Genomic DNA, 26610 nt, shown 5'->3' with positions numbered 1-26610 from the left:
CACATGTTCCGGCAACACATATCCCACACCAAGTCTGTGTGGCCCCCCGCGCGAGGCAGGTCCCCCGGCCGCTCTCGTCGATCATGGAGTCGTGGTGCCCGATCAGCGGGCTTTCGCGGCCTCTGTGACCCATCACAACTCCATGATCGACAGGGGCTGGCGTGTCTGTTGGGGCGGGTGGGAGGGCGGGCAGTAAGGTGTCGAACACACGTACTGCTGACGGGTGGGAGGGGGCGGCGTGCGGGTTCTCGGTGTCGACCCGGGGCTCACCCGGTGCGGGGTGGGCGTGGTCGAGGGCGTGCCGGGGCGGCCCTGCACCCTGATCGCCTACTACGTGGTCTACACCGACCCGGCCGACGATCTGTCGCTGCGGTTGCTGCACCTGGACCGGTCGCTGACCGACCTGGTCGCCGAACACCAACCGGAGAGCGTCGCCGTCGAGCGGGTGTTCAGCCAGCACAACGTCCGCACGGTGATGGGCACCGCGCAGGCCAGCGGCATCGCCGTGCTGGCCGGGGCGCGCGCCGGGCTGCCGGTGCAGACGTACACCCCGAGCGAGGTGAAGGCGGCGGTGACCGGCTCCGGTCAGGCCGACAAGGCGCAGATGACGGCCATGGTGACCCGGCTGCTGCGGCTGGCCGAGCCGCCGAAGCCGGCCGACGCCGCCGACGCGCTCGCCCTGGCCATCTGCCACGTGTGGCGCGGCGGGACCCGCTCCAAGCTGGCCGCGGCGGCCGACCGGGCACGACGAGGAGGGGCTCGATGATCGCCAGCGTGCGCGGCACGGTGACCGCGACAGGTCCGGACCAGGCCGTGATCGAGGTCGGCGGGGTCGGCCTGGCCGTGCACTGCGCCCCCGGGACGCTCGCCGAGCTGCGGGTCGGCCAGAGCGCCCGGCTTGCCACCAGCCTGGTCGTCCGGGAGGATTCGCTGACCCTCTACGGCTTCGCCGACGACGACGCCAAGGCGCTGTTCGAGCTGCTCCAGACCGCCAGCGGGGTCGGCCCGCGGCTGGCCCAGGCGGTGCTGGCCGTGCACACCCCGGACGCGGTGCGCAAGGCGATCGCCAACGCCGACACCGCCGCGCTGACCCGGGTGCCCGGGATCGGCAAGAAGGGCGCCGAGCGGCTGGTGCTGGAGCTGCGCGACCGGATCGGCCCGGTGCCGATCGGCGCCGACGGCGCGGCCGGGGTGACCGGCGGCAGCTGGCCCGAGCAGGTCCGCCAGGCGCTGGTCGGGCTGGGCTGGACGGCCGGACAGGCCGACCAGGCGGTGGCCGCGGTGGCGGAGACCGTCGACGGCGAGACCCCGCCCGTGCCGGTCCTCCTCAGGCAGGCCATCCGCCTGCTGGGCCGTACCCGATGAGCGCGAGGAGTGAGCCGGGTTTGCGAGCCCCGCAGTCGCGAATGAGGATGGCGCTGTGAGCGAGACCGAAGGGCTCGTCTCGGCGTACGTCAGTGACGCCGACCGGGACGCCGAGGCCACGGTGCGGCCCAGGCGGCTGGCCGAGTTCATCGCCCAGGACCGGGTCCGCGATCAGCTCGACCTGTTGTTGCAGGGCGCCATGCGGCGGGGCTCGCCGCCGGACCACATCCTGCTCTCCGGCCCGCCCGGGCTGGGCAAGACCAGCCTGGCCAACATCGTCGCCGCGGAGCTGGGCGCGGGCATCCGGGTGACCAGCGGCCCGGCGATCGAGCGCTCCGGCGATCTGGCGGCGATCCTGACCAGTCTCGCCGAGGGTGACGTGCTGTTCATCGACGAGATCCATCGGATCGCGCGGCCAGCGGAGGAGCTGCTCTACAGCGCGATGGAGGACTTCCGGGTCGACGTGGTGGTCGGCAAGGGGCCGGGCGCCACCGCCATCCCGTTGGACGTCGAGCCGTTCACCCTGGTCGGGGCGACCACGCGGTCGGGTCTGCTGACCGGGCCGATGCGGGACCGGTTCGGCTTCGTCGCGCACCTGGACTTCTACGCCCCGGCGGATCTGGAGACGCTGTTGCACCGCTCGGCGCGGATTCTCGGTGTGCCGATCACCGCCGAGGGCGCGGCGGAGATCGCCGGCCGGTCCCGGGGCACCCCGCGGATCGCCAACCGGTTGCTGCGCCGGGTCCGCGACTACGCGGAGGTGCGGGCCGAGGGCGTGGTCAACCTGGGCACGGCCCGCGCCGCGCTGACCGTGTACGACGTGGACGCGCTCGGCCTGGACCGGTTGGACCGGGCGGTGCTGACCGCGCTGGTCGACTCGTTCAAGGGTGGCCCGGTGGGGCTGTCCACCCTTGCCGTGGCGGTGGGGGAGCAGCCGGACACGGTCGAGGAGGTCTGCGAGCCGTTCCTGGTCCGCGCCGGCCTGCTGGCCCGTACCCCGCGCGGCCGGGTGGCCACCGAGGCCGCCTGGCGGCATCTGGGCCGAACGCCGCCGAATGGTACATTTGGGGTGGATGTCCCACCGGCGCCCGATCTGTTCTCGTTGGACGCCGATCAGCCGTGATGTGAACGTGATCTGCACCGCATTCGGTGTTCTCAGGTGCAGGGATTAGACTTCGCCGCGATCTGTACAGGACGTGAGAATCCGCCTCCGCTCCGGCACCCCATGTGCCGGGCAGGTGGCCAATGGGAAGGTCAGTAACCGTGCTTTACGCAGCAGCGGGTGGCGGGGCCGGCAGCTTCACGCCGATCCTGATGATCGCCCTGCTCTTCGGTGTCATGTACTTCATGATGATCCGGCCCCAGCAGAAGCGCCGCCGCGAGGCGGCGGCGATGCAGTCCAACCTCGGCCCCGGCGACGAGGTTGTGACCATCGGCGGGCTCTACGGCACCGTCACCGGCATCGAGGACGACACCGTCCTGATCGAGGTCGCCCCGGGTGTCCAGACCCGCTACGCGCGGCCGGCCATCGCCCGGGTGGTCACCCGCGCGGAGCTGCCGAGCGAGCCGGTCACCGAGGACGCGGACACCGTCAAGGAGTGACCCTCCCTCCCGGGAGTGGTGGGTTCGGCGTACGGCCGGCCCACGGCCCCCGGGGCCGCCGCACCCGACGGGGCAGCGGACGTGACGTGAAAACTGGATAGTTGGGTCGACGCCGGGCGTCGGCACGTCCCCGTGACCGTCGGCGTCCCGCGCCGGCGCGTCCGGCCATCGTGTCGGCCCCTCGCCGGCCCAGGTCAGACCCGTCGGCCGGGACCCCCGGCCCGACACCCGCCGCCGCCGCGCGCAGCGGCGCGACCGTACAGGGAGACAGGACAACCGTGGCACCACCTCAGGGACAGATGCGCCCCGGGCGGCAGCTCGCCGTGCTCGGGTTCATCTTCGTCGTCCTCTATCTTCTGGTGTTCTTCTCCGGCGCCAGCGGCAGCTTGAAGGACCGGCTCGAGCCCCGGCTCGGCCTGGACCTGATCGGCGGCACCCGGGTGACGCTGGAGGCGACCAACAGCCTCGACGGCCAGCCCCCGACGGCGGAGAACCTCGAGGAGGCCCGCCAGATCATCGAGAGCCGGGTCAACGCGTTCGGCGTTGCCGAGGCCGAGGTGGTCACCGAGGGCAACCGGAACATCGTCATCTCCCTGCCCGGTGAAAACCGGGACCTCACCGACGTGGGCAGCGCGGCCGAGCTGCGTTTCCGCAAGGTGCTCAAGGCCGCAGACGGCAGCGGAACGGTCGCGGTGCCGCCGCCGGCGGCCACGCCGGCCCCCTCGGGCAGTGCCAGCCCGACCCCGTCCGGTAGCGCGTCGCCGACCCCGTCGGGCAGCGCCGCGCCGAAGGTGACCACGTCGCCGAGCGGTGGGCAGGGCGGGATGGCCCCGGCATCGCCCAGCGCCAGCGCCACGCCGACCCCCTCGGCCTCGGCCTCGCCGAGTGCCGCGGCGCCGTCGCCGAGCGCCAGCGAGGAGCCGGTGCCGGCCAGCATCGAGGAGCAGCGCAAGGCCGTCGAGCAGAAGGTCGGCGCTCCCGCCTGGCAGGCCGCCAGCGGACTGCAGGCCCAGGCGGACCTGACCGCCGATCCGTCGCTGGCCGACAAGCTCAAGCCGTTCGGCACGCTGTCGCCGCAGGAGGTGGCGGTGCTGCCGGCGCAGATGCAGTTCAACGTGCCGACGATCGGCTGCGCGCAGCTCGACAAGCGCCCACCGGCGTCGATCTCCGACCCGAAGCAGCAGGTCGTCTCCTGCGAGGACGGCGCCTCCAAGTACCTGCTCGACCAGGCCAAGGTGCTGGGCACCGACGTGTCCGACGCCGACGCGGTGCTCGACCAGACCAACGCCTGGGTGGTCAGCCTGGACTTCACCGGCGACGGCCAGGGCAAGTGGACCGGCCTCACCCGTGAGGCGTTCAACAACGAGGGCCAGGCCTGCGACGCGACCGCGCTGGGTCAGGACGGCAAGTGCCGGGTGGCCGTCGTGCTGGACAACGAGATCGTCTCCTCCCCGGAGATCCAGGGCGTGCTGACCGGCAACTCCCAGATCACCGGCAACTTCAACCAGAAGGACGCCAGCGCGCTCGCCAGCCAGCTGCGCTACGGCGCGCTGCCGGTGACCTTCGAGCAGCAGGAGCAGCAGAACGTCACCGCCACGCTGGGTGCCAGCCACCTGCGCGCCGGTCTGCTCGCGGCCGGCATCGGCATGCTGCTGGTCATCATCTACGCGTTCTTCTACTACCGGCTGCTCGGCTCGGTGATCTTCCTGAGCCTGATCCTGTCCGCGCTGCTGGTCTTCGGCGCGCTGGTGGTGCTCGGCCGGCAGATCGGCTTCACGCTCACCCTCGCCGGCATCGCCGGCATGATCGTCTCGCTCGGTGTGGCGGCGGACTCGTTCGTCATCTACTTCGAACGGTTGAAGGACGAGATCCGGGAGGGCCGCAGCCCGCGTAGCGCGGTGCCCCGTGCCTGGATCCGGGCCCGCCGGACGATCATCTCGGCCAACGCGATCACCCTGCTCTCCGCGGTGGTGCTCTACGTGGTCTCGGTCGGCACGGTCAAGGGCTTCGCGTTCGCGCTCGGCCTGGCCACCGTGCTGGACCTGGTGGTGGTCTTCCTCTTCCGGCACCCGATCATGACGATGTTCGCCCGGACCCGGGCGTTCCTGTCCCCGCGGGTCAGCGGTCTGGGCCGGGCGCTTCCGGCCCGCACCCAGCAGACTCAGCCCCGCAACCCGCGCGCCAAGGAGGCCTGAGATGGCTGAAAACGGTCTGGCGAGCCGCCTCTACAACGGCGAGGCCGGTCTCAACGTCGTCGGCCGGCGCAAGCTCTGGTTCGGCGTCGCCGGAGTCCTGGTGTTGATCGCCATCCTCAGCTTCTCGATTCGTGGGTTCAGCCTCGGCATCGAGTTCGCCGGCGGCAACTCGTTCCAGGTGCCGGCCAGCGTCGGCACCCTCGAGCAGGCCGAGGAGGAGGTCAACTCGGCCCTCGCCGCTGAGAACACCGGCATCGAGGTGGCCACCGCACAGAAGGTCGGTGGTCCCGGTGGCGACTCCTACGAGCTGCGCACCGGTCAGCTGAGCGCTGACCAGGCCAACGCGGTCAAGGCCCAGATCGCCGAGGACCTCGGCATCGACGCCAATCAGATCAGCGGCAACCAGGTCAGCGAGGCGTGGGGCAGCCAGGTGACCGAGCGGGCCGTCCTCGGCCTGGTCATCTTCATCGCGCTGGTGATGGTCTACCTGGTCCTGCGCTTCGAGTGGCGGATGGCCGTCGCCGCGGTCTCCTCGCTGTTCATGAACCTGATCCTCACCGCCGGCATCTACTCGCTGGTCGGCTTCGAGGTCACCCCGTCGACGATCATCGGTTTCCTCACGATCCTGGGCTTCGCGCTCTACGACGTGGTGGTGGTCTTCGACAAGGTTCAGGAGAACACCCGGGGCATCACCGCCAACAACAACCAGACGTACGGCGAGGCGGCCAACCTGGCCGTCAACCAGAGCCTGATGCGGTCGCTGAACACCTCGGTGGTCGCCCTGCTGCCCGTCGGTGGTCTGCTCTTCATCGGCGCCGGCCTGCTCGGCGCCGGCACGCTGAAGGACCTCGGCCTGGTGCTGTTCGTCGGTATGGCGGTGGCGTTCCTGACCTCGATCCTGGTGGCCACGCCGCTGCTGGCGCTGCTGAAGAACTACGACCCGCGGATCCAGGCCCACAACAAGCGGGTGCTGGCCCGCCGGGGCGCGCTGTCCCGTGGCGAGGCCACGCCGAAGGGTGCCCCGAGCGCGGCCCAGGCCGACGGTGCGGACACCCCGGTCGACCCGGACTCCGCCGCGCTGGCCGGCGCCGCCCCCAAGGTGGGCGCCCGTCCGGCGGGTAAGCGGCCGACCGGCGCCCGGGGCGGTCGCCCCGGTGGTGGCGGTAACCGGCCGGGTGGCGCCAAGCGGCGCTGAGCGGCCCCCGGGGCGGACCCGGGAGGAAACACCCGAACGGCGTCCGGCATGCTGTCCGAGCATGCCGGACGCCGTCGTCGTTGGAAGGAAGCGGAACAGCCGTGACGGAGACCCACAGCACATCGGCGCGCGGGGACAGCGGCCCGGAGGCCGCCCGGCTGGTGGCCAGCCGGGTGCTGGACGTGCCGGACTTCCCCCAGCCCGGTGTCATGTTCAAGGACCTGATGCCGCTGTTCGCCGACGGTAAGGCGTTCCGCGAGGTGACCGACGGGATCGTCGCGTACCACGGGCGGGACAGCTTCGACGTCGTGGTCGGCATCGAGGCACGCGGGTTCGTCGTCGCGGCGGCCGTCGCGTACGCGGCCGGGGTGGGCGTGGTGCCGGTACGCAAGGCCGGCAAGCTGCCCCGCCCGGCCCAGTCGGTCTCCTACGCCCTGGAGTACGGCGAGGCCACCCTGGAAGTGCACGAGGACGCCTTCACCGCCGGGCACCGGGTGCTGGTGGTCGACGACGTGCTGGCCACCGGCGGCACCGCCGAGGCGACGCTGGACCTGGTCGAGCGGGCCGGGGGGACCGTCACCGGTTTCACCGTGCTGCTGGAGCTCGCCTTCCTCGGTGCCCGGGAGCGGCTGGCCCCGCGTCCCGTCCATGCCCTGCTGACCGTTTGAGCCCCGACCCGTCGGGCGGACCGGGCGCCGACCGTCCGGTGGAGCGGCAGGGGACCGTCCGTGCGGGTAGCATTGCCCTTTGCTGACGCCGGCGGTACGCCGTCCGGCGGCGCGAGACCAGGCCGGCCGACGTACGGCTGGTGTGTTCCGGCGAGCGGTGAGGAGGCCGGTGTCCCACGATGTCGTCCCTCCGGTGGAGGGCACGGTGTACCCGACAGGCGACGCTGACGGCTCGGTGACGGAGCGGAACGGTAACGCGCCGACCAGGGTGACGGGCGCCGGCAACGGTTCCGGCAAGGCTCCGGCCGAAGGCGCGGCGCGTCCGACCGGCGCGGCGTCGGACGCTGAGGCGGCCCCCGGCGCCGACGGGGTCGTGGTCCCGTTCCCGACCGACGCCGGCCTCGACCCGCTGCCGAGCGGCGGCTTCGGGCTGTCCAACGCGCCCACCGGCCGGCGGGTCCGGGCCCGGCTCGCGCGGTTCAACGCACCGTGGCAGACCTCGCAGGTCAGCGAGGTGCTGGAGCCGCTCATCGCGAGCCACCGTGACAACCACCCCAAGGCCGACGCCCGGCTGCTCCAGCGCGCCTTCGACACGGCCGCGCGGTGGCACTCCGGCCAGTACCGCAAGTCCGGCGACCCGTACATCACCCACCCGCTGGCGGTGGCCACGATCCTGGGCAACCTGGGGATGGACACCACCACGCTGGTCGCCGCGCTGCTGCACGACACCATCGAGGACACCGAGTACACCCTCGACCAGATGCGCGCCGACTTCGGCGGCGAGGTCGCCCTGCTGGTCGACGGCGTCACCAAGCTGGACAAGGTCAAGCTTGGCGACGCGGCCAAGGCCGAGACGATCCGCAAGATGGTCGTGGCCATGGCCAAGGACCCGCGGGTGCTGGTGATCAAGCTGGCCGACCGGCTGCACAACATGCGCACCCTGACCTTCCTGCCCCGCCCCAAGCAGGAGCAGAAGGCCAAGGAGACGCTGGAGATCCTGGCCCCGCTGGCCCACCGGCTGGGTATGAACACGATTAAGTGGGAGCTGGAGGATCTCTCCTTCGGCACGCTGTTCCCGAAGCGCTACGAGGAGATCAACCGGCTGATCGGCGAGCACCAGCCGCAGCGCGAGGCGCTGCTGCGGCAGGTGACGCAGAAGGTGCAGACCGACCTCAAGGCCGCCAAGATCAAGGCGGAGACCACCGGCCGGCCGAAGCACCTCTACTCGATCTACCAGAAGATGATCGTGCGGGGTCGCGACTTCAACGACATCTACGACCTGGTCGGTGTGCGCATCCTGGTCGACACGGTTCGGGACTGCTACGCCGCGCTGGGCGTGATCCACGCCAACTGGCAGCCGGTGCCGGGTCGGTTCAAGGACTACATCGCCATGCCCAAGTTCAACATGTACCAGTCGTTGCACACGACGGTCATCGGGCCCACCGGCAAGCCGGTGGAGATGCAGATCCGCACCTACGCGATGCACCGCACCGCGGAGTTCGGCATCGCCGCGCACTGGAAGTACAAGGAGCACAAGGGCACTCAGATCGTCGGCCCGCCGGCGCACATCGACGAGATGACCTGGCTGCGGCAGTTGCTGGACTGGCAGCGTGAGGCGGCCGACCCGAGCGAGTTCCTGGACGCGCTGCGCTTCGACCTGTCCAGCCAGGAGGTGTACGTCTTCACCCCGAAGGGTGACGTCATCCCGCTGCCGACCGGGTCGACGCCGGTGGACTTCTCGTACGCGGTGCACACCGAGGTGGGGCACAAGTGCATCGGCGCGCGGGTCAACGGCAAGCTGGTGCCGCTGGAGTCGACGCTGTCCAACGGCGACGTGATCGAGATCTTCACGTCGAAGTCCGAGACGGCCGGCCCCACACAGGACTGGCTGGGCTTCGTCAAGAGCCCGCGGGCGCGCACGAAGATCCGGCAGTACTTCAACAAGGAGCGGCGCGAGGAGGCGATCGAGGCCGGCAAGGACGCGATCGTCAAGGCGATGCGCAAGCAGGGCATGCCGTTGCAGCGGATGCTCACCTCGGACGCGCTGATGTCGATCGCCCGCGATCTGCACCTGGCCGACGTGGCCTCGCTCTACGCGGCGGTCGGCGACAGCCAGGTCTCCGCGCAGTCGGTGGTGCAGAAGCTGATGGCCGCGTACGGCGGCGAGGAGGGCGCGGCGGAGGACATCGCCGAGACCGCCGTCGCCACCCGGCCGCCGCGCAGCCGGCAGAGCAGCAGCGATCCCGGCGTGGTGGTCCGGGGCGTCAGCGACGTCTGGATCAAGCTGGCCCGCTGCTGCACCCCGGTGCCGCCGGATTCGGTGTTCGGCTTCGTCACCCGCTCCGGTGGGGTGAGCGTGCACCGCGACGACTGCGCCAACGCCGAGGACCTGCGTGCCCAGAGCGAGCGGGTGGTCGAGGTGAGCTGGAAGCTGACCTCCGCCTCGACGTTCCTGGTGGCCATCCAGGTGGAGGCTCTGGACCGGCACAAGCTGCTGGCCGACGTCACCCGGGTGCTCTCCGACGAGCGGGTCAACATCCTCTCCGCCACCGTCACCACCACCCGGGACCGGGTGGCGGTGAGCCGGTTCAGCTTCGAGATGGCCGACCCGAAGCACCTGGGCCACCTGCTGGCCACGGTCCGCAAGGTCGACGGCGTCTTCGACGCCTACCGGGTCACCTCCGGCGCCTGACCGCCCGCGGCGCGTACCCCGTCCCCGGACACACGAAAAGCGCCCGCCGGCTCAGCCGGCGGGCGCTTCGTCGTCTCCTCGGGCGTCAGCCCTGCGGCGCGCTCATCGTGAGGTCGGTGATCACGACCTCCTTCTTCGGGTGGCCACCGCCGGGCTGCGGGGCGAACGCCCCGTCGTCGCCGGCCGCGGCCACGTCCTTGACGAGGTCCAGGCCACCGGTGATGGTGCCCAGCACGGTGTACGCGGGGTCCAGCGGCGAGTCGCCGTAGACGATGAAGAACTGGCTGCCGGTGCTGCCCGGCTGGCCCGAGTTGGCCATCGCGATGACGCCCTCCGGGTACGGCGGGCGCTTGTCGGTGGGCAGGTTCTCCTCGGGCAGCCGGTAGGTCGGGCCGCCCGTGCCGTCGCTGTCGCGCCAGCCCTTGCCGGTGGCGCTCGGGTCACCGCACTGCAGCACCTTGATGCCCTCGGTCACCATGCGGTGGCACTTGGTGTTGTCGAAGAAGTTCTTCTCCGCGAGGTGGGTGAAGCTGCCCGCCGTGCACGGCACCAGCGACCGGTCGACCTTGGCCGTGATCGGGCCGAGGTTGGTGGTGATCGTCATGGTCTGCACACCGGTGCCGGACTGCTGGTTGCTCGGCAGCCCGACGTCCTTGATCTGCGGGCTCCGCTGGTCGGCGGGCAGCTCGTTGTAGACGCACTCGGACGCGCCGGGCGCCTGGGCGGCGGTGTCGGTCTCGTCGTCGTCGCCGCCGAGGCTCATCGCCAGCCAGACGGTGCCGGCGACCACAAGCACCAGCGCGGCGGCCGCGCCGATGATCGCCTGCGTCTGCCGGCGCTTGCGGGCCTTGGCCGCGCGCTCGGCCATCTCCTTCTCGAGCCGGGCGCGTGCCGCCGCGCGCTGCCGCTCTCTGGTGGACGTCACGCCTGGATCCTCCTGGCTGTCTGCTGCTGGGTGCCGCTCGGGTGGGGTGGGGGCCACCGGTCAGCCGGCGCTCGGGCTGCTGGCCGGGGCTCCGGAGGCCGACGGCGACGGTGCCGCGGCGGTGACCGGCTCACCAACGGTGAGGCTCTGGATCACCACGTCGGTCTTGGGCTTGACCTTGGCCCCCGTCCCATTGTCCACGGTCGGCAGGGCACCGATCTTCTCCACCACGTCGAGCCCGCCGGTCACCCGGCCGATCACCGGGTACTTCGGGTCGGTGGTGGTGAAGTCCTTGAAGAAGATCAGGAACTGGCTGCCGTTGCTGCCCGGCGGGTTGGAGATCATCGCCACGGTCCCCTTCGGGTACGTGGGCGGCTGGCCGGGCGCCGGACTGGCCGACGGCGACGCCGACGGCACGGTCGGCACGTCCTCGTCGTAGAACGAGTAGGTGGGCCCACCGAGGCCGGTGCCGCTGGGGTCGCCGCAGCGCAGGGCGCCGTCGGCGGTGATCTCGTGGCACTTGGTGTTGTCGTAGAACGACCGGCTCGCCAGGTGGGCGATGCTCGCCGCGGCACACGGGGAGTTGGTCAGGCTCAGCTCGGCGGTGATCGGCGCGCCCTGGTTGGTGGTCACGGTCATCGCCCGGGTGCCGTCGGTGGGCAGGCCCTTCGTCTCCGGTTTGCCGACGTCCTTGAGGTTGGTGTTGGCCGTCGCGTCCTGCGGCGTCCAGAGGCAGGTGTCCTCCGCTGCCGTGTTCTGCTTCGGGTCGGAGTCGAACGCGCCCAGCGCCCACGCCGAGCCGGCCACGATCACCGCGAGGACCAGGAAGGCGCCGACGCCGGCCTGGATCTGCCGACGGCGCCGCACGGTAGCGGCCCGGCGGGCCAACTGCCGGTCGAGCTTGGCCCGCGCCAGTTTGCGCTGCCGGTCCCTGCTGGAAGCCACCCGTGCTCCCCTTTCCTCTACCTGGTCGTCGCCGGCGGCCGGGCGTCCCGGCCCGTCCGGGCGTCACGTGTGCCGCGCCACACGCCCGCCAGAGTGTACGGCTAGCGACTGGGAATGTGGTGTACGAGGTCCACCCCACCGCCAGCAGCCCTTATCGGGCGATGTCACTGTGCCCGGCGGGGCAGGTGGGACGGACGCGGCAAACCCGCTCGTCCCGCCGGTTAGGCTGCTGGGCAGGACGACAGCTCGACGGAAGGACAGCGCCCGTGCTCGTGGCCGGCTTTCCCGCGGACGCCTTCGGCACCAACTGCTACGTGGTGGCCACGGCGCCGGGGGAGCAGTGCGTGGTGGTCGACCCCGGCATCGGGGTGCTCGACCAGCTCGACGCCCTGCTCGCCGAGCACCGCCTGCACCCGGCCGCCGTGCTGCTCACCCACGGCCACCTCGACCACACCTTCTCGGTCGCGCCGGTCTGCGGTGCCCGCGGCATCACCGCGTACGTCCACCCCGGCGACCGGGAGATGCTGGCCGACCCCGCCAAGGGTCTCTCGACCGACCTGACCTCGCTCTTCGGCGGCCGGTTGAGCTACACCGAGCCGGAGGACGTGGCGGAGCTGACCGACGGCGCCACCCTCGCGCTGGCCGGTCTGGAGATCGCCGTCGACCATGCCCCGGGCCATACCGGCGGGTCGGTGCTGTTCCGGCTGCCCGGTGCCGGGTCGGGCTGGGAGGCCGACGAGCTGTGCCTCTCCGGCGACGTGCTCTTCGCCGGCTCGATCGGCCGCACCGACCTGCCCGGCGGCAGCATGCCGGCGATGCTCACCAGCCTGCGCGACAAGATCCTCCCGCTGGCCGACGACACCGTCGTGCTGCCCGGCCACGGCCCCAGCACCACCATCGGCCGTGAGCGCGCCAGCAACCCGTACCTGATCGAGGTGGCGCAGGTCGGCGGCGGCCGGCCGACGGCGCCCACCCGGGGCCTCTAGAACAGTCCGCGCCGCGCGCGGACCCACGACCGCACCGCGCCGTGACGCGGGACCGCAAGGAGTACTCCGATGAGCAAGCCCACGCCCATCTCCGGCTTCCCGGAGTGGACCCCCGGCCAGCGGATGGTCGAGCAGTTCGTGCTCGACCGGATCCGGGCCACCTTCGAGCTGTACGGTTTCGCCCCGCTGGAGACGCGCGCGGTGGAGCCGCTGGACCAGCTGCTGCGCAAGGGCGAGACCTCGAAGGAGGTCTACGTGATCCGGCGGCTGCACGCCGATGCCGAGGGCGCGAGCAGCGACGACCAGCTCGGCCTGCACTTCGACCTGACCGTGCCGTTCGCCCGGTACGTGCTGGAGAACGCCGGCAAGCTGGCCTTCCCGTTCCGCCGCTACCAGATCCAGAAGGTGTGGCGGGGTGAGCGGCCGCAGGAGGGGCGCTACCGGGAGTTCGTCCAGGCCGACATCGACATCGTCGACCGGGACACTCTGGCCCCGCACCACGAGGCGGAGATGCCGCTGGTGATCGGGGACGCGCTGCGCGCGCTGCCGATCCCGCCGGTGACGATCCAGGTCAACAACCGCAAGATCTGCGAGGGCTTCTACCGGGGCATCGGGCTGACCGATCCGGAGGCGGTGCTGCGCGCGGTGGACAAGCTCGACAAGATCGGTCCGGCGAAGGTGGCCGAGCTGCTGGCGCAGACCGCCGGGGCGAGCGAGGCACAGGCCAAGGCCTGCCTGGCGCTGGCCGAGATCTCCGCTCCGGACGCCTCGTTCGCCGACGCGGTGCGCGCGCTCGGGGTCGACGACCCGCTGCTGACCGAGGGCATCGAGGAGCTGGTCCGGGTGGTGGAGACGGCCGCCGAGCACGCGCCCGGCCTCTGCGTGGCGGACCTGCGCATCGCCCGGGGCCTGGATTACTACACCGGCACGGTCTACGAGACCCAGCTGCGCGGCTACGAGCGGTTCGGCTCGATCTGCTCCGGCGGCCGGTACGACAACCTGGCCAGTGCCGGCGCCACCTCGTACCCGGGGGTGGGGATCTCGATCGGCGTGACCCGGCTGCTCGGCCTGCTCTTCGGCGCGGGCGAGCTGTCGATCTCCCGCGAGGTGCCGACCGCCGTGCTGGTCGCGGTGACCAGCGAGGAGCGGCGCGCGGCCAGCAACCGGGTGGCCGAGGCGCTGCGGGGGCGTGGGGTGCCGACCGAGGTGTCGCCGAGCGCGGCGAAGTTCGGCAAGCAGATCCGCTACGCCGAGCGGCGCGGCATTCCGTACGTCTGGTTTCCTGGTGCCGACGAGGCGCCGGACGAGGTGAAGGACATCCGCTCCGGCGAGCAGGTCACGGCCAGTGCGGGGGAGTGGATGCCGCCCCGGCAGGACCTGAAACCGGCGGTTGGCTGAGCGCTCTACTGGCGCGTACGGCCGCGGGGACCTACGGTAGCGTAAGTTACGCCACCGTAGGGAGTTTCTCGTGACCGTGAGCACCACGCTGAGTCAGACCGCACTGCTCGTCGAGTTGGAGCCGGTTGTCGCGCGCAACCTGGACCGCCACCTCTCGCTGGCGAAGGAGTGGTTCCCGCACGAGTACGTGCCGTGGAGCGAAGGGCGCACCTTCGACGGGCCGCTCGGCGGCGAGGCGTGGTCGCCGACCGACTCCACCATCCCCGACGTGGCCCGCACGGCGCTGATCGTCAACCTGCTGACCGAGGACAACCTGCCCTCGTACCACCACGAGATCGCCACCCTGTTCGGCCGGGACGGCGCGTGGGGCACCTGGGTGCACCGGTGGACCGCGGAGGAGGGCCGGCACGGCACGGCGATCCGCGACTACCTGACGGTCACCCGGGCGGTCGACCCGGTGGCGCTGGAGCGGGCCCGGATGACGCACATGTCTGAGGGCTACGAGAACGCGCACGGGGACGAGGTGCTGCACTCGCTGGCGTACGTCTCGTTCCAGGAGCTGGCCACCCGGATCTCGCACCGCAACACCGGCAAGGCCACCGGCGACCCCGCCTGCGAGGCGCTGCTCGCCCGGGTGGCCGCCGACGAGAACCTGCACATGGTCTTCTACCGCAACCTGCTCGCCGCCGCGTTCGAGCTGGCCCCGAGCCAGGCCATGCGGGCGGTCGCCGACGTGGTGGCCGACTTCCAGATGCCGGGCAACGGCATCGAGGGCTTCGCCCGCAAGTCGGTGGCGATCGCCCTGGCCGGCATCTACGACCTGCGCCAGCACCGCGACGAGGTGCTGATGCCGGTGCTGCGACAGTGGGACGTGTTCAACGTGACCGGCCTGAACGCCGACGGCGAGGCCGCCCGCGAGCAGCTGGTCGCCCAGCTCGACACCCTGGAGCGTGCCGCCGCCCGCTTCGAGGAGAAGCGCGACGCCCGCGCCGCCCGCCTGGCGCTGCGCTGAACCCACCCCACCTGCGCCACCCCCACGCTCGCCCTCGTTGATCATGGGGTTGGTGGGTTCTCTGATCTTCAGATCGCCCGTCAACCTCGTGATGAACCTGTGCGGGGTCAGGCTGGGGGGTCGAGGGGGAAGAGGAGGCAGGTGCTGGTGGCGTGGGCGATGAGACGCGAGTCGGCGTCCGTGAGGCGGGCCTCGGCCAGGGCGGTGCGGCGGCCACGCTGGAGCACGGTGCCCTCGCAGCGCAGGATTCCGCTCGCGACGGTGACCGGGCGGAGGAACTTCACGCTCAGGTCCAGCGAGGTGTAGCCGACACCGGCGGGCAACGTGGTGTGCACCGCGCAGCCGGCGGCGGTGTCCAGCAGGGTGGAGATGACACCACCGTGGACGGTGCCCAGCGGGTTGTAGTGGAACTCCTGCGGGACCAGATCGACCGTGACCCGACCCTCGTCGGCCTCCATCCGGACCATGTCCATCAGATGCATGACCGGTGGCGCCGCCAGCTCCCCGGCGATCATCGCCCGGAGCAGGTCGAGGCCGGGGCGCCGACCGACCTGCGCCGCGTTGGCCGCCGGGTCCGACCAGGTGAAGGTACGGCTGCGCGTCGGCTCCTGCGTCTGTGTCATGGACGCAGCCTCGCAGCACGTTGCTGAGTCTGTCAATCAGACCTAGCCTGGGCGGATGAGACCCGCGGCACTGGACTGGTCGGTGGAGAACTGCACCATCGCCCGCGCGATGGCGATCCTCGGTGAGCGGTGGACCCTCGTGGTGCTCCGCGAGGTGTTCAACGGCGTACGCCGCTTCGACGACATGCGGGTGCGCACCGGGATCCCGCGTCAGGTGCTGACCAACCGGCTGGCCACCCTGGTGGAGCAGGGCGTGCTGCGCCGCGAGCCGTACCGGGAGCCGGGCAGCCGGCTGCGCCACGAGTACCGGCTGACGGAGAAGGGTCTGGACCTGTGGCCGGTCCTGGTCGCCGTGCTCGGGTGGGGCGACCGCCACCTCGCCGATCCGGAGGGCTCGCCGCTGAGCGTGGGTCACCGGGACTGCGGCGCGGAGGTACGCGTCGCGCTGCGCTGCGCGGACGGGCACGAGGTGGGCCAGCACCGCGACGTCGTGCCCCGGCCCGGCCCCGGCGCCCGCCGCCGTATCCCCTGACGCCGCCCACCGCCCGCACGCCCCGCCGCCCGCACGCCCCGCCGCCCGTTGCCGCGCCGCGGGCGTCCGGCGGCAGGTGGTGTCCGGAAGGGATCCGGCGGTGATCCGGTGTGACGGTGTGCGTCCGCCAGCGTGTCAGGGGTGTTGCGGCCAGGTGGCCGGTGAAGATCGGCGAATCCGGGCGAAACCAGGGTCTTGCGAATGATCTTATGCATGTGAATACTTCAGTTCACTTGGCCGGCTTCCCCAGATCGGCCGGGTTGCCCCCTCGGGTTCGCCACCCCCGGCGACACCCGTTCCCCCGCCCAGGAGGTTTGTTACATGCGACCCACGAGGTCCTCACTCCGTGTTGCGGCAACTGTCGCCGTGGCCGGAACCCTGGTTGTCGGCTCGCTCATCGGCGCGCCCGCCCAGGCCGCCCCCGCCGCCTCGCCCGATGCCGCCGCCGCCCTCTCCGCGCAGCTCGGCGACCGCTCCGCCGGCTCGTACATCGACGCCAGCGGCAAGTCCGTCGTCACCGTGACCGACGCGGCCGCCGCCCGCAAGGCCAGCAACGCCGGCGCCACCGTCCGGTACGTCACCCGTGGCGCCGCCGAGCTCAACCGGGCCACCGCGGACCTGGAGCGCTCCGCCAAGATCCCGGGCACCGCGTGGTGGAGCGACCCGGTCACCAACCAGGTCGTCGTCTCCGTGGACAGCACCGTCACCGGTGCCAAGCTGGAGCGGGTCAAGGCCGCCGCCGCGCGGGCCAACGGCGCGGTCCGGGTCGAGGCCGAGGCCGGTGTGCTGAGCACCCGCATCTCCGGTGGCCAGGCCATCTACGCCGGCGGTGGCGGGCGCTGCTCGCTCGGCTTCAACGTGCGCAGCGGCAGCACCTACTACTTCCTGACCGCCGGGCACTGCACCAACATCTCGTCGAGCTGGTACTCGAACTCGGGTCAGACCTCCGTGCTCGGCTCGCGCGCCGGCACCAGCTTCCCGGGCAACGACTACGGCATCGTCCGCTACACGAGCAGCGTGTCGCACCCTGGCAACGTCTACCTCTACAACGGCAGCTACCGGGACATCACCGGCGCCGGCAACGCCTCCGTCGGCCAGTCGGTACAGCGCTCCGGCAGCACCACCGGCCTGCGCTCCGGCTCGGTGAACGCGACCAACGCCACGGTGAACTACGCCGAGGGCTCGGTCTCCGGCCTGATCCGCACCAACGTCTGCGCCGAGCCGGGCGACAGCGGCGGCTCGCTGTTCAGCGGCGGCACCGCGCTGGGCCTGACCTCCGGTGGTAGCGGCAACTGCAGCACCGGCGGCACCACCTACTTCCAGCCGGTCACCGAGGCCCTGAGCCGCTACGGCGTCAGCGTCTTCTGATCGATCCACCGCCCGCGGGTCGCCGGAGTCCTCCGGCGACCCGCGTCGCGCGTTCGGGCACCGTGGGCCGCCACCACTCTCCGGAACGCGCCGGGAGCTGGCTCAGGTGAGCGGATCAGGCCCTTGAGCTGGTCGAAGGGGATCCGAGGCTACGACACCTGCCGCCGGACCACCCGGACCGAGGGACAGGGCGCCAGCGGCCACCCACGCGAGATTCGCCCGACGGGCGGAGAGGACCGCCAGCAGCGGCCAGAGCGCGACGGCCAGCGCCGTCACGCGCTCGGCCAGCCCGGTCCGGGACCCGCCGGTGACCTCGAACGCGAACCAACCGAAGAGGGCGAGCAGCACGACGGTGGTGCTCAGCCCCACCGCCCGGCGGAACGCCCACGGCGGCTCCGGCGCGGCCGGATGCGCGGCGTCCGGGCCGCGCGGCAGCCACAGCGCCGAACCGGCCGGCCAGAGCGCCAGGGCGAGGACGGCCACGGTCGCCACGATGCCGTGGCTGAGGGAACCGCCGACCGTCGGCCGCGGAAAGGCGACCAGCGCGATGGTGGCCACGCCGCCGACGGCGAGCAGGAAGCGGCTGGGCAGCCCGGCAGCGTGCAGCACGGCGGCGATCGCCAGGTAGCAGCCGCCGAGCAGCACCAGACAGGCGATCATGATCCAGGCGTCGGTCGCTTCGTGCCCGGCCAGCTCGCTGATCGTGTCCCGGACCGGGTCGTAGCCGTCCGGCTGCCGGGCACCCGCGACCGTCCATCCGGTCACCAGCAGCACGGGTGCGGCCACCGCCGTGGCGACGGCCCAGTTCGGTACGGCGCGCATTCGGCCACGTTAACCGGACCGGCGGCCCGCGAACCGGAGTTCGCCGCGCTGCCCGCCGATGGATCGCCCCGGCCTGCCGGGTGCCCCGGAACAACGACTGCCGCCCCTGACAGAATGCCGGTGAGGACTGTTCCACGATGAGGAGTTGCCAGCCGTGATCCGTACCCACAATGCCGGAAGCCTGCGCGCCGCGGACGCCGGCTCGACGGTGACGCTCGCCGGGTGGGTGGCCCGCCGGCGCGACCACGGCGGCGTCATCTTCGTCGACCTGCGCGATGGCTCCGGCGTGGTCCAGGTGGTGTTCCGCGAGGAGGACGCGCACGCGCTGCGCAACGAGTTCTGCGTGAAGGTCACCGGTGAGGTGACCCGCCGGCCGGCCGGCAACGAGAACCCGGAGCTGCCCACCGGCGAGGTCGAGGTGACCGCCGCCGAGCTGGAGGTGCTCTCCGAGGCGGCGCCGCTGCCGCTGCCGGTGGACGACCAGATCGAGGCCGGTGACGACATCCGGCTCAAGTACCGCTACCTGGACCTGCGCCGCAGCGGCCCGGCGAACGCGCTGCGGCTGCGCTCGCGCGCCAGCCAGCTCGCCCGGGGTGTGCTGCACGAGCGGGACTTCCTGGAGATCGAGACGCCGACGCTGACCCGGTCGACGCCCGAGGGCGCCCGCGACTTCCTGGTGCCGGTCCGGCTCCAGCCCGGCAGCTGGTACGCGCTGCCGCAGTCGCCGCAGCTGTTCAAGCAGCTGCTGATGGTCGGCGGCATGGAGCGGTACTACCAGATCGCCCGCTGCTACCGGGACGAGGACTTCCGCGCCGACCGGCAGCCGGAGTTCACCCAGCTCGACATCGAGATGTCCTTCGTGACCGAGGACGACGTGATCGACCTCGGCGAGGCGATCGTCTCGACGCTCTGGAAGGACCTGGCGGGGCACGAGATCCGCCGGCCGATCCCGCGGATCACCTGGCACGACGCGATGGCCCGCTACGGGTCCGACAAGCCGGACCTGCGCTACGGCGTCGAGCTAACCGAGCTGACCGACTACCTGCGCGGCACCGAGTTCCGGGTCTTCGCCGGTGCGATCGACGCGGGCGGCTACGTCGGCGCGGTGGTGATGCCCGGCGGCGCGGCGCAGAGCCGCAAGGAGCTGGACGGCTGGCAGGACTGGGCCAAGGCGCGTGGCGCGCGGGGCCTGGCCTACGTGGTGCTGGACGCCGAGACCGGCGAGGCGAGGGGCCCGGTGGCGAAGAACCTCTCCGCCGAGCACCTGGGTGGGCTCGCCGACGCGGTCGGCGCCAAGCCGGGCGACGCGGTCTTCTTCGCCGCCAGCGCCACCACCCGGGAGGCGCAGGAGCTGCTCGGCGCGGCCCGGGTCGAGATCGCCAAGCGGGCCGGGCTGATCGACGAGAGCGCGTGGGCGTTCTGCTGGGTGGTCGACGCGCCGATGTTCGAACGCACCGACGAGGGTGGTTGGACGGCGGTGCACCACCCGTTCACCTCGCCCAACGCCGAGTGGGTGGACCGGTTCGAGGAGGCACCGGACCGGGCGCTGGCGTACGCGTACGACATCGTCTGCAACGGCAACGAGATCGGCGGCGGGTCGATCCGTATCCACCGGGGCGACGTGCAGAAGCGGGTCTTCGACCTGCTCGGCATCACCCCCGAAGAGGCGCAGGACAAGTTCGGCTTCCTGCTGGAGGCGTTCAAGTACGGCGCCCCGCCGCACGGCGGCATCGCGTTCGGCTGGGACCGGGTCTGCATGCTGCTCGCCGGCGCGGACTCCATCCGCGAGGTGATCGCGTTCCCGAAGACCCGTGGCGGCTTCGACCCGCTGACCGGCGCGCCGACACCGATCACCGCCCAGCAGCGGACCGAGGCCGGCATCGACGCCAAGCCGAAGCCCCCGGCCACCGCGCACACCGGCACCGCCGGCCCGGCCGCTCCAGTGGCCGACCCGGTCTGACCGACCACCTCCAGATGCTTGGTTGATCAGGAGGTTTGCGTCATCATCGCCAGTCGGGATGACGCGAACCTCTTGATCGTCAGTTGGGGAGTGGGTGGCATGCGGGTGCTCGTGGTGGGGGCCAGTGGGTTTCTGGGCGGGGAGGTGTGTCGGCGGACGGTGGGCGCCGGGTGGTCGGTGGTGGGCACGTGCCACTCCGGCGACATCACGGCGCCGGGTGTCGAAGTGCGGCGGCTGGATGTGACCGACCGGGCCGCCGTGCGCGCGCTGGTCACGCAGGTGCGGCCGGACGCCGTGGTCAGCACCCCCTACCGGTACGACGACTGGCGAGTCACCGCCGACGGGGCCGCGCACGTGGCGGTCGCCGCCGCCGAGGTGGGCGCCCGGCTGGTGCACGTGTCCAGCGACGCGTTGCACGGCGGCCGCCCGACGCCCTACGCCGACGACGAGCCACCCACCCCCGTGAACGCGTACGGGGCGGCGAAGGCCGCGGCCGAGACCGCCGTGCGGGCGGTCGACCCCGGCGCGGCGCTGGTGCGTACCTCGCTGATCCTGGGCGAGGGCAGCAAGCAGATCCAGCTCTGCCGGGACGCGCTCGCCGGGCGAGTCACCCTGTTCACCGACATGATCCGCTGTCCGGTCGACGTCACCGACCTGGCCGACGCCGTGCTGGAGCTGGTCGACGGCACGTACGCCGGGCCGCTCAACGTGGCCGGCGCGGACGCGGTCAGCCGGGCCGAGCTGGGCCTGCTGGTCGCCGAGCGGTTCGGCCTCGACGCGACCGGGCTGACGACCACCACCAGCGCCGCCGCCGGGCTGGCGGGCCCCGGCGACGTACGCCTGGACTGCAGCCGTGCCGCTGGCCTGCTGCGTACCCGGTTGCGTGGGGTGGGCGAGCTCCTGGCCCGCTGAGCGCATGCACACTTCCTATGCACAACCCTTGTGCATAGGAAGTGTGCAGAGATAGTGTGCAGCCATGGCAGTTGACGGAGAGGCACCGCGGCCGGTGCCACGCGAGGTGCGGATCGACAAGCGGCAGGTCCGGGTGCTCGCGCACCCGCTCCGGATGCGACTGGTCGGGGCTCTGCGGGTCAAGGGCCCTGCCACCGCCACCACACTGGCGGAGATGCTCGGCACCAACACCGGCGCGACCAGCTACCACCTGCGCCAGCTCGCCGAGGTCGGGCTGGTCGTCGAGGATCCCGACCGGGGCACCGGACGGCAGCGCTGGTGGCAGGCCGCGCACGACATCACCAACTTTGAACCGACCGACTTCGACGACGACCCCGACGCCCGGGCCGCCATCGAGTGGATTCAGGGCGACCAGGTGCGGCACCTCGTCGAGCACGCCGAACGCTGGTTCGCCACCCAGCACGAGTGGTCCCCCGCCTGGCGGGACGCCTTCGGCATGAGCGACATCTTCATGACCCTCCCGCCGGCCCGGCTCGAGGAGCTCAAGGCGGAGGTGTGGCAGGTCCTGGAGCGGTACCACCGCGAGGCCGACCCCGTCGACTCCGCCGACCCGCAGGCCCGCCCGGTGCAGGTCTTCTTGGCCACCTACCCGTTGCGGGAGGAGTACCGGTGAGCGCGCTGACCGTACGCCAGGTCCGGCGTCGCTACCTCACGCTCTACGGTCTGCGCTGGCTGCCCACCGGTCTGATGATCCCGGTGATGATCCTGCTGATGCAGGAGCGCGGCCTGTCGCTGCCGCAGATCGGCCTGGTCGGCACCGCGCAGGGGCTGCTGGTGCTGGCGCTGGAGCTGCCCACCGGCGGCCTCGCCGACGCCCTCGGCCGCCGGCCGGTGCTGCTCGCCGCCGGAGCGCTCAACCTCATCTCGCTGTCCCTGTTCGCGGTGGCCAACTCGTTCGTGCTGTTCTTCGCGGTCTGGGCGTTGCAGGGGATCTACCGGGCGCTGGACAGCGGCCCACTGGAGTCCTGGTACGTCGACGCCACCATGGCCGCCGACCCCGAGGCGGAGTACGAGCGCGGGCTCGGCCACGCCGGTACCGTCGCCGGGTTGGCCATCGGCGCCGGCGCGCTGCTCGGCGGCGCCCTGGTCGCCCTCGGCCCGATCGGGCCGGTCACCGCCCTCACGGTGCCCGTGCTGGCCGCCATCGTGGCCCAGGCTGCGGCGCTGGTCGCGCTGTTCGTCCTGCTGGTGGAGCAGCGGCCGGCCACCGGAGCGGCGGCGCTGCGCGCCTCGGTGGTCCAGGCGCCCCGGATGATCGGCCAGGCGGTCGGGCTGCTGCGCCGCTCCCGGGTGCTGCTCGCCCTGGTGGCCGTGGAGCTGTTCTGGGGCTTCGGCATGGTCACCTTCGAGTCGCTGCTGCCGGTCCGGCTCGCCGAGGTGATCGGCAACCCGGAGCGCGCCGCCGCGCTGCTCGGGCCGGCCAACTCGGCCGCCTGGATCGCGTCGGCGGCCGGCGCGGCGCTGACCCCGCTGCTGCTGCGCTGGCCCGGCGCCGCGCCGGGCGCCGCCCTGCTGCGCATCCTGCAGGGCGTCACGGTGGTCGGGATGGGGCTGTTCGCCGGACCCGTCGGGGTGCTCGTGGCCTACCTGGCCTGCTACGCGGTGCACGGCGCGTCCAACCCGCTGCACAGTGGGCTGCTGCACCGGCAGGTCGACGGCCCGTACCGGACCAGCGTGCTCTCGCTGAACTCGATGATGGCGCAGCCGGCCGGCGCGCTCGGCGGGGTGGTTCTGACCGCGCTCGCCGCCGCCACCAGCGTCGGCACCGCCATGGTGGTCGGCGCGGTGGTACTGGCCGTCGCCGCCCCGCTCTACCTGCCCGCCTGGCGCGCCGGCCGCCGACCCGTCGACCTGCCCATCGACCCGCCCGCGGTCCCCACACCCGCGGAGCCACATGGAGCCGGGCGTTAGGAAGGGGCCCTTCCTCGACACGAGGCGATAACAAGGGTCCCTTCCTTACACCTCAGGCGAGGCGTAGCGAGCTGAGCTGGAGGGTGTTGGTGAAGCCGAGTCGGCGGTAGAGCCGCACCGCCCCGACGTTGTCCGGGTAGACGCCCAGCCCGACGGTGTCGTAGCGGGTCAGCAGCGTCCGCGTCATCCCGGCGGTCAGCGCCGCGCCCAGCCCCCGACCCCGCTGGTCGGGAGCGACGGTCAGGCCGGCGAGGAAGCCGATGTCGCCCCGGCTGCGGTCCGCTCCGCACGCCACCAGCCGGCCGCCGGCCCGGATGCCGTACCAGTCCACCACCCGCGGGTCGCCGGGGCGGGAGGTGGTGCTCGGGAACGCCTCGTCGATCAGCGCCTCCAGCGCCGGGTGGTCGGCCTCGCTGAGGCGTACCACCCGCTGCTCGTCGGGCTGGGCCGACGGCGGCGCGCCGGTCCAGTGGAAGTCCCAGTCGTCGTGCCGGCTCACCGCCAGCCGGCCCGCCAACGGCGCCGGGTCATGCCGGGGCAGGTGCAGCCACTGCTCCGGGCGCAGCACCCCGTCGGCGGCCAGCGCGGCAGAGATCTCGAGTGCCGGTCCGGCCGGGCCGATCGCGCCGCCAGCCGGTCCCGGCCCGGGCGGTAACAACCACAGCACCGCGCCGTCGCGCCGGTAGCCGCGTGCCGGCGCCCCACGCCAGAGCGCGTGCCGGGCGTACGGGTGATGACCGGCGGCGGCGAGGATGGCGGCCCGGTCCTGGAGCACCTGGTCGTCGATGATCATGGCCTTCAGCCTAGGAGCCGGGGGACCGGTGGACGCGCCGGGCCATGCCCGGGTGCTCGGATCCACGATGGAGATTGGCGGTCCGACCGATTGGGTACATCACGCGCCGACCTACTGGGAACCCCCACCGGAGGACCGACATGCTCGCCATTCTCGCGGCCATCGTCTTTGGCTTCGCCCTGTTGATCGATCTGCTCGACACGAACTTCGGAGCGCCGGACCTGTTCAACTGGAACACCCTCGTGCTCATCGGGCTGCTGCTGCTGTCGCTCTACCTGGCCGGCGTGGGCAGCGGCCCGCGCGGCGGTGGCGGCGGTCGCTGGTACCGGGGCCGGCGCCCTGGTCGTGGCTGACCGGAACCGATCATCGATTGCCCGGCTCGCGGCGCGATTCCGGCGTCGCGGGCCCGGCCCGGTACTGTCTTCGTGATGGAGTCCGACGCCCTCTTCTCCCTCGGTGCACCCGCCGGGCCGCGCAGCGCGCCCGCCGGTCCCGCCGGTGCCGACGGCTTCACTCCGGTAGCGGACGATTCGCCCCTGCCCGTCCGGATGCGCCCGGCGAACCTTGACGAGCTGGTCGGGCAGGACCACCTGCTCGCCCCCGGCGCGCCGCTGCGGCAGCTGGTCTCCGGTGGCGCGCCGATGTCGGTGATCCTCTGGGGACCGCCGGGCAGCGGCAAGACGACCATCGCGCACCTGGTGGCCGGGGCCACCGACCGCCGGTTCGTCGCCATGTCGGCGCTCTCCGCCGGGGTCAAGGACGTCCGTGCCGTGATCGAGACGGCCCGCCGCCAGCGCCGCTCGGGCGGCCCGCAGACCGTGCTCTTCATCGACGAGGTGCACCGGTTCAGCAAGACCCAGCAGGATTCGCTGCTCGCCGCCGTCGAGGACCGTACGGTCACGCTGCTGGCCGCGACCACCGAGAACCCGTACTTCTCGGTGATCTCCCCTCTGCTGTCGCGGTGCGTGCTGCTCACCCTGCAACCGCTGGACGACGACGCGGTGCGCGGGCTGCTGCGCCGTGCCGTCGCCGACGAGCGCGGCCTGGGCGGCGCGCTCACCCTCGCCACCGAGGCGGAGGACCACCTGGTCCGGCTCGCCGCCGGTGACGTCCGCAAGGCGTTGACCGCGCTGGAGGCGGCGGCGGCCTCCGCCACGGCGCTCGGCGCCGGGCGGATCGACCTCGCCACCGCCGAGCAGGCGGTGGACGTGGCGGCGGTGCGCTACGACCGCGACGGCGACGCCCACTACGACGTGGTCAGCGCCTTCATCAAGAGCATGCGCGGCTCGGACGTCGATGCCGCGGTGCACTGGCTGGCCCGGATGCTGGTCGCCGGGGAGGACGCCCGGTTCATCGCCCGCCGGCTGGTCATCTTCGCCAGCGAGGACGTGGGCATGGCAGATCCGGCCGCGTTGGGCGTGGCCACCGCCGCCGCGCACGCGGTCGAGTACGTCGGGCTGCCGGAAGCGCAGCTCAACCTGGCCCAGGCGGTTATCCACCTGGCCACCGCGCCCAAGTCGAACTCGGCGACCACCGCCATCGGCGCTGCCATCGCCGACGTGCGGGCCGGCCGGGGCGGCCCGGTGCCGCGTGGGCTGCGCGACGCGCACTACGCCGGCGCGCGAGGGCTGGGCCACGGGACCGGCTACCGCTACCCGCACGACGACCAGCGCGGCGTGGTCACCCAGCAGTACGTTCCGGACGACCTGGTGGGCACCGACTACTACCGACCCAGCCCGCACGGGGCGGAGCGCTCGGTGGCCACCCGGTTGCCGTTGCTGCGCCGGATCGTGCGTGGGCTGCCGGCTCCGGCCGCCCGCCCGGAGGACCCGTCGGCCGGGTCGCCCGTAACGGCGCAGACCGCGTCGGCGCTTGCCGACGGGAACGGTCGCCCGACGACGGGCGCGGGTGGTCCCGGCACGATGCAGGACAGCGGCACGAACGCCGCAGGAGAGGGTCAACAGTGAAGTCGCGTGGTGCGGACCGCCCGGACGAGGGCCCGGACGAGCGGCGCGATTCCCGCGCCAAGGGGCGCCGCTGGGGTCGAGGCCGGGCCGAGGCCGAGCCGGAGGCGCCGGTACCCGGCGAGGAGTTCGGCTGGATCGACGACCTGCGCTCGGCCAAGCAGCAGCGCGGCGAGCTGGGCCCCGACGGCGCCCCGGCCGAGCCCGTCGGGCCGCGCGGGGGCGCGCCGGTGCCGCCGGACGTCCCGGCGTCGCCCGGCGCACGCCGTGGCGACACGGACGGCGTGGCCGGGCGCCGGCCGGTGGACGGACCGTGGCCGGGCGAGGCGCCGCCGCCGCCGGGCCGCCGGCCGGACGAGCGGCCAGCCACCGACCGCCCCCGGCCCGCTGGCGGTGCCGCCGTCCCCGGCCAGCCGCCGCGTCGCGGCGCGGTACCGGTGCCCGGCACCGGCCCCCGCGCCGCCGGGCCGCCACCCGCGCCACCCACCGCCGCCCGGCCGGTCGGCGGTGACCCGGCGGGCCCACCCGGGCCCCGCCCGACGTCCGGCGCGCCAGCCGGCCCGACCCGGTCCCGCCCGGCGGCGGTCCCCCCCGGCGCACCCGCCGGCCCACCGACCTCAGGCACCCCGACCTCAGGCACCCCGACCTCAGGCACCCCGACCGGCCGGCGGCCGGCCGCCGC

At 72.6% G+C, this 26610-nt stretch carries 24 protein-coding genes and 1 pseudogene; 20 read left to right on the top strand and 5 right to left on the bottom strand.

Translation table 11 applies throughout. The features are described 5' to 3' along the window. The first annotated feature begins 238 nt into the window (after positions 1–238). The 8 genes from ruvC (at position 239) to KBX63_RS27205 (ending at position 9717) form a co-directional block, all read left to right on the top strand. Positions 239–766: a crossover junction endodeoxyribonuclease RuvC gene (ruvC, locus tag KBX63_RS27240; protein ID WP_074318534.1), complete on the top strand. Its 528-nt coding sequence runs from the start codon at positions 239–241 to the stop codon at positions 764–766. Further along, positions 763–1365, top strand: coding sequence for a Holliday junction branch migration protein RuvA (gene ruvA, locus KBX63_RS27235; RefSeq protein WP_210916149.1), 603 nt, complete (start codon positions 763–765; stop codon positions 1363–1365). The genes ruvC and ruvA overlap by 4 nt, the downstream gene beginning before the upstream one ends. A 55-nt stretch (positions 1366–1420) precedes the next feature. Continuing rightward, the gene (gene ruvB, locus KBX63_RS27230) at positions 1421–2488 is read left to right on the top strand and encodes a Holliday junction branch migration DNA helicase RuvB (protein WP_210916146.1); all 1068 of its coding nucleotides are present in this window, start codon (positions 1421–1423) and stop codon (positions 2486–2488) included. A gap of 140 nt (positions 2489–2628) precedes the next feature. After that, complete coding sequence (gene yajC, locus KBX63_RS27225) at positions 2629–2967, top strand: preprotein translocase subunit YajC (protein ID WP_210916142.1); 339 nt, start codon at positions 2629–2631, stop codon at positions 2965–2967. Between the two features lie 278 nt (positions 2968–3245). Beyond that, the gene (secD, locus tag KBX63_RS27220) at positions 3246–5162 is read left to right on the top strand and encodes a protein translocase subunit SecD (RefSeq protein ID WP_210916139.1); all 1917 of its coding nucleotides are present in this window, start codon (positions 3246–3248) and stop codon (positions 5160–5162) included. Between the two features lies 1 nt (position 5163). Then, the gene (gene secF / locus KBX63_RS27215) at positions 5164–6357 is read left to right on the top strand and encodes a protein translocase subunit SecF (RefSeq protein WP_210916137.1); all 1194 of its coding nucleotides are present in this window, start codon (positions 5164–5166) and stop codon (positions 6355–6357) included. Between the two features lie 101 nt (positions 6358–6458). Further along, a complete protein-coding gene (locus KBX63_RS27210) occupies positions 6459–7025 on the top strand; it encodes an adenine phosphoribosyltransferase (RefSeq protein WP_210916136.1) in 567 nt (188 codons plus the stop codon). Positions 7026–7194: 169 nt separating this feature from the next. Beyond that, complete coding sequence (locus tag KBX63_RS27205; RefSeq protein ID WP_374102272.1) at positions 7195–9717, top strand: bifunctional (p)ppGpp synthetase/guanosine-3',5'-bis(diphosphate) 3'-pyrophosphohydrolase; 2523 nt, start codon at positions 7195–7197, stop codon at positions 9715–9717. A gap of 85 nt (positions 9718–9802) precedes the next feature. On the opposite strand, the gene KBX63_RS27200 is transcribed toward KBX63_RS27205, so the two are convergent. Both KBX63_RS27200 and KBX63_RS27195 read right to left on the bottom strand, forming a co-directional pair. Then, positions 9803–10642: a peptidylprolyl isomerase gene (locus KBX63_RS27200; protein ID WP_210916135.1), complete on the bottom strand. Its 840-nt coding sequence runs from the start codon at positions 10640–10642 to the stop codon at positions 9803–9805. Positions 10643–10702: 60 nt separating this feature from the next. Beyond that, positions 10703–11587 carry a peptidylprolyl isomerase gene (locus tag KBX63_RS27195; RefSeq protein ID WP_210916134.1) on the bottom strand — a complete coding sequence of 295 codons (885 nt, stop codon included), beginning with the start codon at positions 11585–11587 and terminating at the stop codon, positions 10703–10705. Positions 11588–11853: 266 nt separating this feature from the next. On the opposite strand from KBX63_RS27195, the gene KBX63_RS27190 reads away from it, so the two are divergent. The 3 genes from KBX63_RS27190 to KBX63_RS27180 all read left to right on the top strand — a co-directional run bounded on the left by KBX63_RS27190 (position 11854) and on the right by KBX63_RS27180 (position 14983). Further along, complete coding sequence (locus KBX63_RS27190; RefSeq protein ID WP_210916133.1) at positions 11854–12573, top strand: MBL fold metallo-hydrolase; 720 nt, start codon at positions 11854–11856, stop codon at positions 12571–12573. Between the two features lie 69 nt (positions 12574–12642). After that, on the top strand, positions 12643–13971 hold the full coding sequence (gene hisS / locus KBX63_RS27185; RefSeq protein ID WP_210916130.1) for a histidine--tRNA ligase: 1329 nt from the start codon (positions 12643–12645) through the stop codon (positions 13969–13971). A 70-nt stretch (positions 13972–14041) separates the two neighbouring features. Continuing rightward, positions 14042–14983, top strand: coding sequence for an acyl-ACP desaturase (locus KBX63_RS27180; protein WP_210916128.1), 942 nt, complete (start codon positions 14042–14044; stop codon positions 14981–14983). 107 nt (positions 14984–15090) lie between these two features. Here KBX63_RS27180 and KBX63_RS27175 read toward each other — a convergent pair whose 3' ends face one another. Continuing rightward, on the bottom strand, positions 15091–15606 hold the full coding sequence (locus tag KBX63_RS27175; protein ID WP_210916127.1) for a PaaI family thioesterase: 516 nt from the start codon (positions 15604–15606) through the stop codon (positions 15091–15093). Between the two features lie 55 nt (positions 15607–15661). Between KBX63_RS27175 and KBX63_RS27170 the strand changes: the two genes are divergently transcribed. Continuing rightward, the gene (locus KBX63_RS27170) at positions 15662–16138 is read left to right on the top strand and encodes a helix-turn-helix domain-containing protein (protein ID WP_210916126.1); all 477 of its coding nucleotides are present in this window, start codon (positions 15662–15664) and stop codon (positions 16136–16138) included. A 321-nt stretch (positions 16139–16459) separates the two neighbouring features. Next, the gene (locus KBX63_RS27165) at positions 16460–17506 is read left to right on the top strand and encodes a S1 family peptidase (RefSeq protein WP_210916125.1); all 1047 of its coding nucleotides are present in this window, start codon (positions 16460–16462) and stop codon (positions 17504–17506) included. A 102-nt stretch (positions 17507–17608) separates the two neighbouring features. On the opposite strand, the gene KBX63_RS27160 is transcribed toward KBX63_RS27165, so the two are convergent. Further along, positions 17609–18328 carry a DUF998 domain-containing protein gene (locus KBX63_RS27160; RefSeq protein WP_210916123.1) on the bottom strand — a complete coding sequence of 240 codons (720 nt, stop codon included), beginning with the start codon at positions 18326–18328 and terminating at the stop codon, positions 17609–17611. A 154-nt stretch (positions 18329–18482) separates the two neighbouring features. On the opposite strand from KBX63_RS27160, the gene aspS reads away from it, so the two are divergent. The 4 genes from aspS (at position 18483) to KBX63_RS27140 (ending at position 23171) form a co-directional block, all read left to right on the top strand. Continuing rightward, the gene (gene aspS / locus KBX63_RS27155; protein WP_210916121.1) at positions 18483–20288 is read left to right on the top strand and encodes an aspartate--tRNA ligase; all 1806 of its coding nucleotides are present in this window, start codon (positions 18483–18485) and stop codon (positions 20286–20288) included. 99 nt (positions 20289–20387) lie between these two features. Beyond that, positions 20388–21200 (top strand): sugar nucleotide-binding protein, encoded by an 813-nt coding sequence (locus tag KBX63_RS27150; RefSeq protein ID WP_210916118.1) that lies wholly within the window; start codon positions 20388–20390, stop codon positions 21198–21200. Positions 21201–21264: 64 nt separating this feature from the next. Continuing rightward, complete coding sequence (locus KBX63_RS27145; RefSeq protein WP_210916117.1) at positions 21265–21873, top strand: transcriptional regulator; 609 nt, start codon at positions 21265–21267, stop codon at positions 21871–21873. Beyond that, complete coding sequence (locus KBX63_RS27140) at positions 21870–23171, top strand: MFS transporter (protein WP_210916116.1); 1302 nt, start codon at positions 21870–21872, stop codon at positions 23169–23171. Before KBX63_RS27145 ends, KBX63_RS27140 begins: the two co-directional genes overlap by 4 nt. A 52-nt stretch (positions 23172–23223) precedes the next feature. Here the strand turns inward: KBX63_RS27140 and KBX63_RS27135 are convergent, their stop codons facing one another. Next, complete coding sequence (locus tag KBX63_RS27135) at positions 23224–23964, bottom strand: GNAT family N-acetyltransferase (RefSeq protein ID WP_210916115.1); 741 nt, start codon at positions 23962–23964, stop codon at positions 23224–23226. Between the two features lie 140 nt (positions 23965–24104). Between KBX63_RS27135 and KBX63_RS27130 the strand changes: the two genes are divergently transcribed. The 3 genes and pseudogenes from KBX63_RS27130 to KBX63_RS27120 all read left to right on the top strand — a co-directional run. Then, a complete protein-coding gene (locus KBX63_RS27130; protein WP_091087319.1) occupies positions 24105–24317 on the top strand; it encodes a hypothetical protein in 213 nt (70 codons plus the stop codon). 75 nt (positions 24318–24392) lie between these two features. Beyond that, the gene (locus KBX63_RS27125; RefSeq protein WP_210916112.1) at positions 24393–25931 is read left to right on the top strand and encodes a replication-associated recombination protein A; all 1539 of its coding nucleotides are present in this window, start codon (positions 24393–24395) and stop codon (positions 25929–25931) included. Continuing rightward, positions 25928–26610 (top strand): annotated as a pseudogene (locus KBX63_RS27120) (hypothetical protein); the annotation flags it as partial. The gene KBX63_RS27125 and the pseudogene KBX63_RS27120, both read left to right, overlap by 4 nt.

Origin of the sequence: Micromonospora sp. U21 (assembly GCF_018070045.1) — a bacterium.
In the GTDB taxonomy this organism is placed as follows: Bacteria; Actinomycetota; Actinomycetes; order Mycobacteriales; family Micromonosporaceae; genus Micromonospora.
The sequence above is the reverse complement of the archived record's forward strand: the minus strand, read 5'-3'. Positions and strand labels throughout refer to the sequence as shown.

Coding starts and splice junctions, on each gene's coding strand:
- ruvA (WP_210916149.1), top strand. CDS start 763: ATGATCGCCAGCGTGCGCGGCACGGTGACCGCGACAGGTCCGGACCAG.
- secF (WP_210916137.1), top strand. CDS start 5,164: ATGGCTGAAAACGGTCTGGCGAGCCGCCTCTACAACGGCGAGGCCGGT.
- hisS (WP_210916130.1), top strand. CDS start 12,643: ATGAGCAAGCCCACGCCCATCTCCGGCTTCCCGGAGTGGACCCCCGGC.
- KBX63_RS27175 (WP_210916127.1), bottom strand. CDS start 15,606: ATGACACAGACGCAGGAGCCGACGCGCAGCCGTACCTTCACCTGGTCG.
- KBX63_RS27170 (WP_210916126.1), top strand. CDS start 15,662: ATGAGACCCGCGGCACTGGACTGGTCGGTGGAGAACTGCACCATCGCC.
- KBX63_RS27165 (WP_210916125.1), top strand. CDS start 16,460: ATGCGACCCACGAGGTCCTCACTCCGTGTTGCGGCAACTGTCGCCGTG.
- KBX63_RS27160 (WP_210916123.1), bottom strand. CDS start 18,328: ATGCGCGCCGTACCGAACTGGGCCGTCGCCACGGCGGTGGCCGCACCC.
- KBX63_RS27150 (WP_210916118.1), top strand. CDS start 20,388: ATGCGGGTGCTCGTGGTGGGGGCCAGTGGGTTTCTGGGCGGGGAGGTG.
- KBX63_RS27145 (WP_210916117.1), top strand. CDS start 21,265: ATGGCAGTTGACGGAGAGGCACCGCGGCCGGTGCCACGCGAGGTGCGG.
- KBX63_RS27135 (WP_210916115.1), bottom strand. CDS start 23,964: ATGATCATCGACGACCAGGTGCTCCAGGACCGGGCCGCCATCCTCGCC.
- KBX63_RS27130 (WP_091087319.1), top strand. CDS start 24,105: ATGCTCGCCATTCTCGCGGCCATCGTCTTTGGCTTCGCCCTGTTGATC.
- KBX63_RS27125 (WP_210916112.1), top strand. CDS start 24,393: ATGGAGTCCGACGCCCTCTTCTCCCTCGGTGCACCCGCCGGGCCGCGC.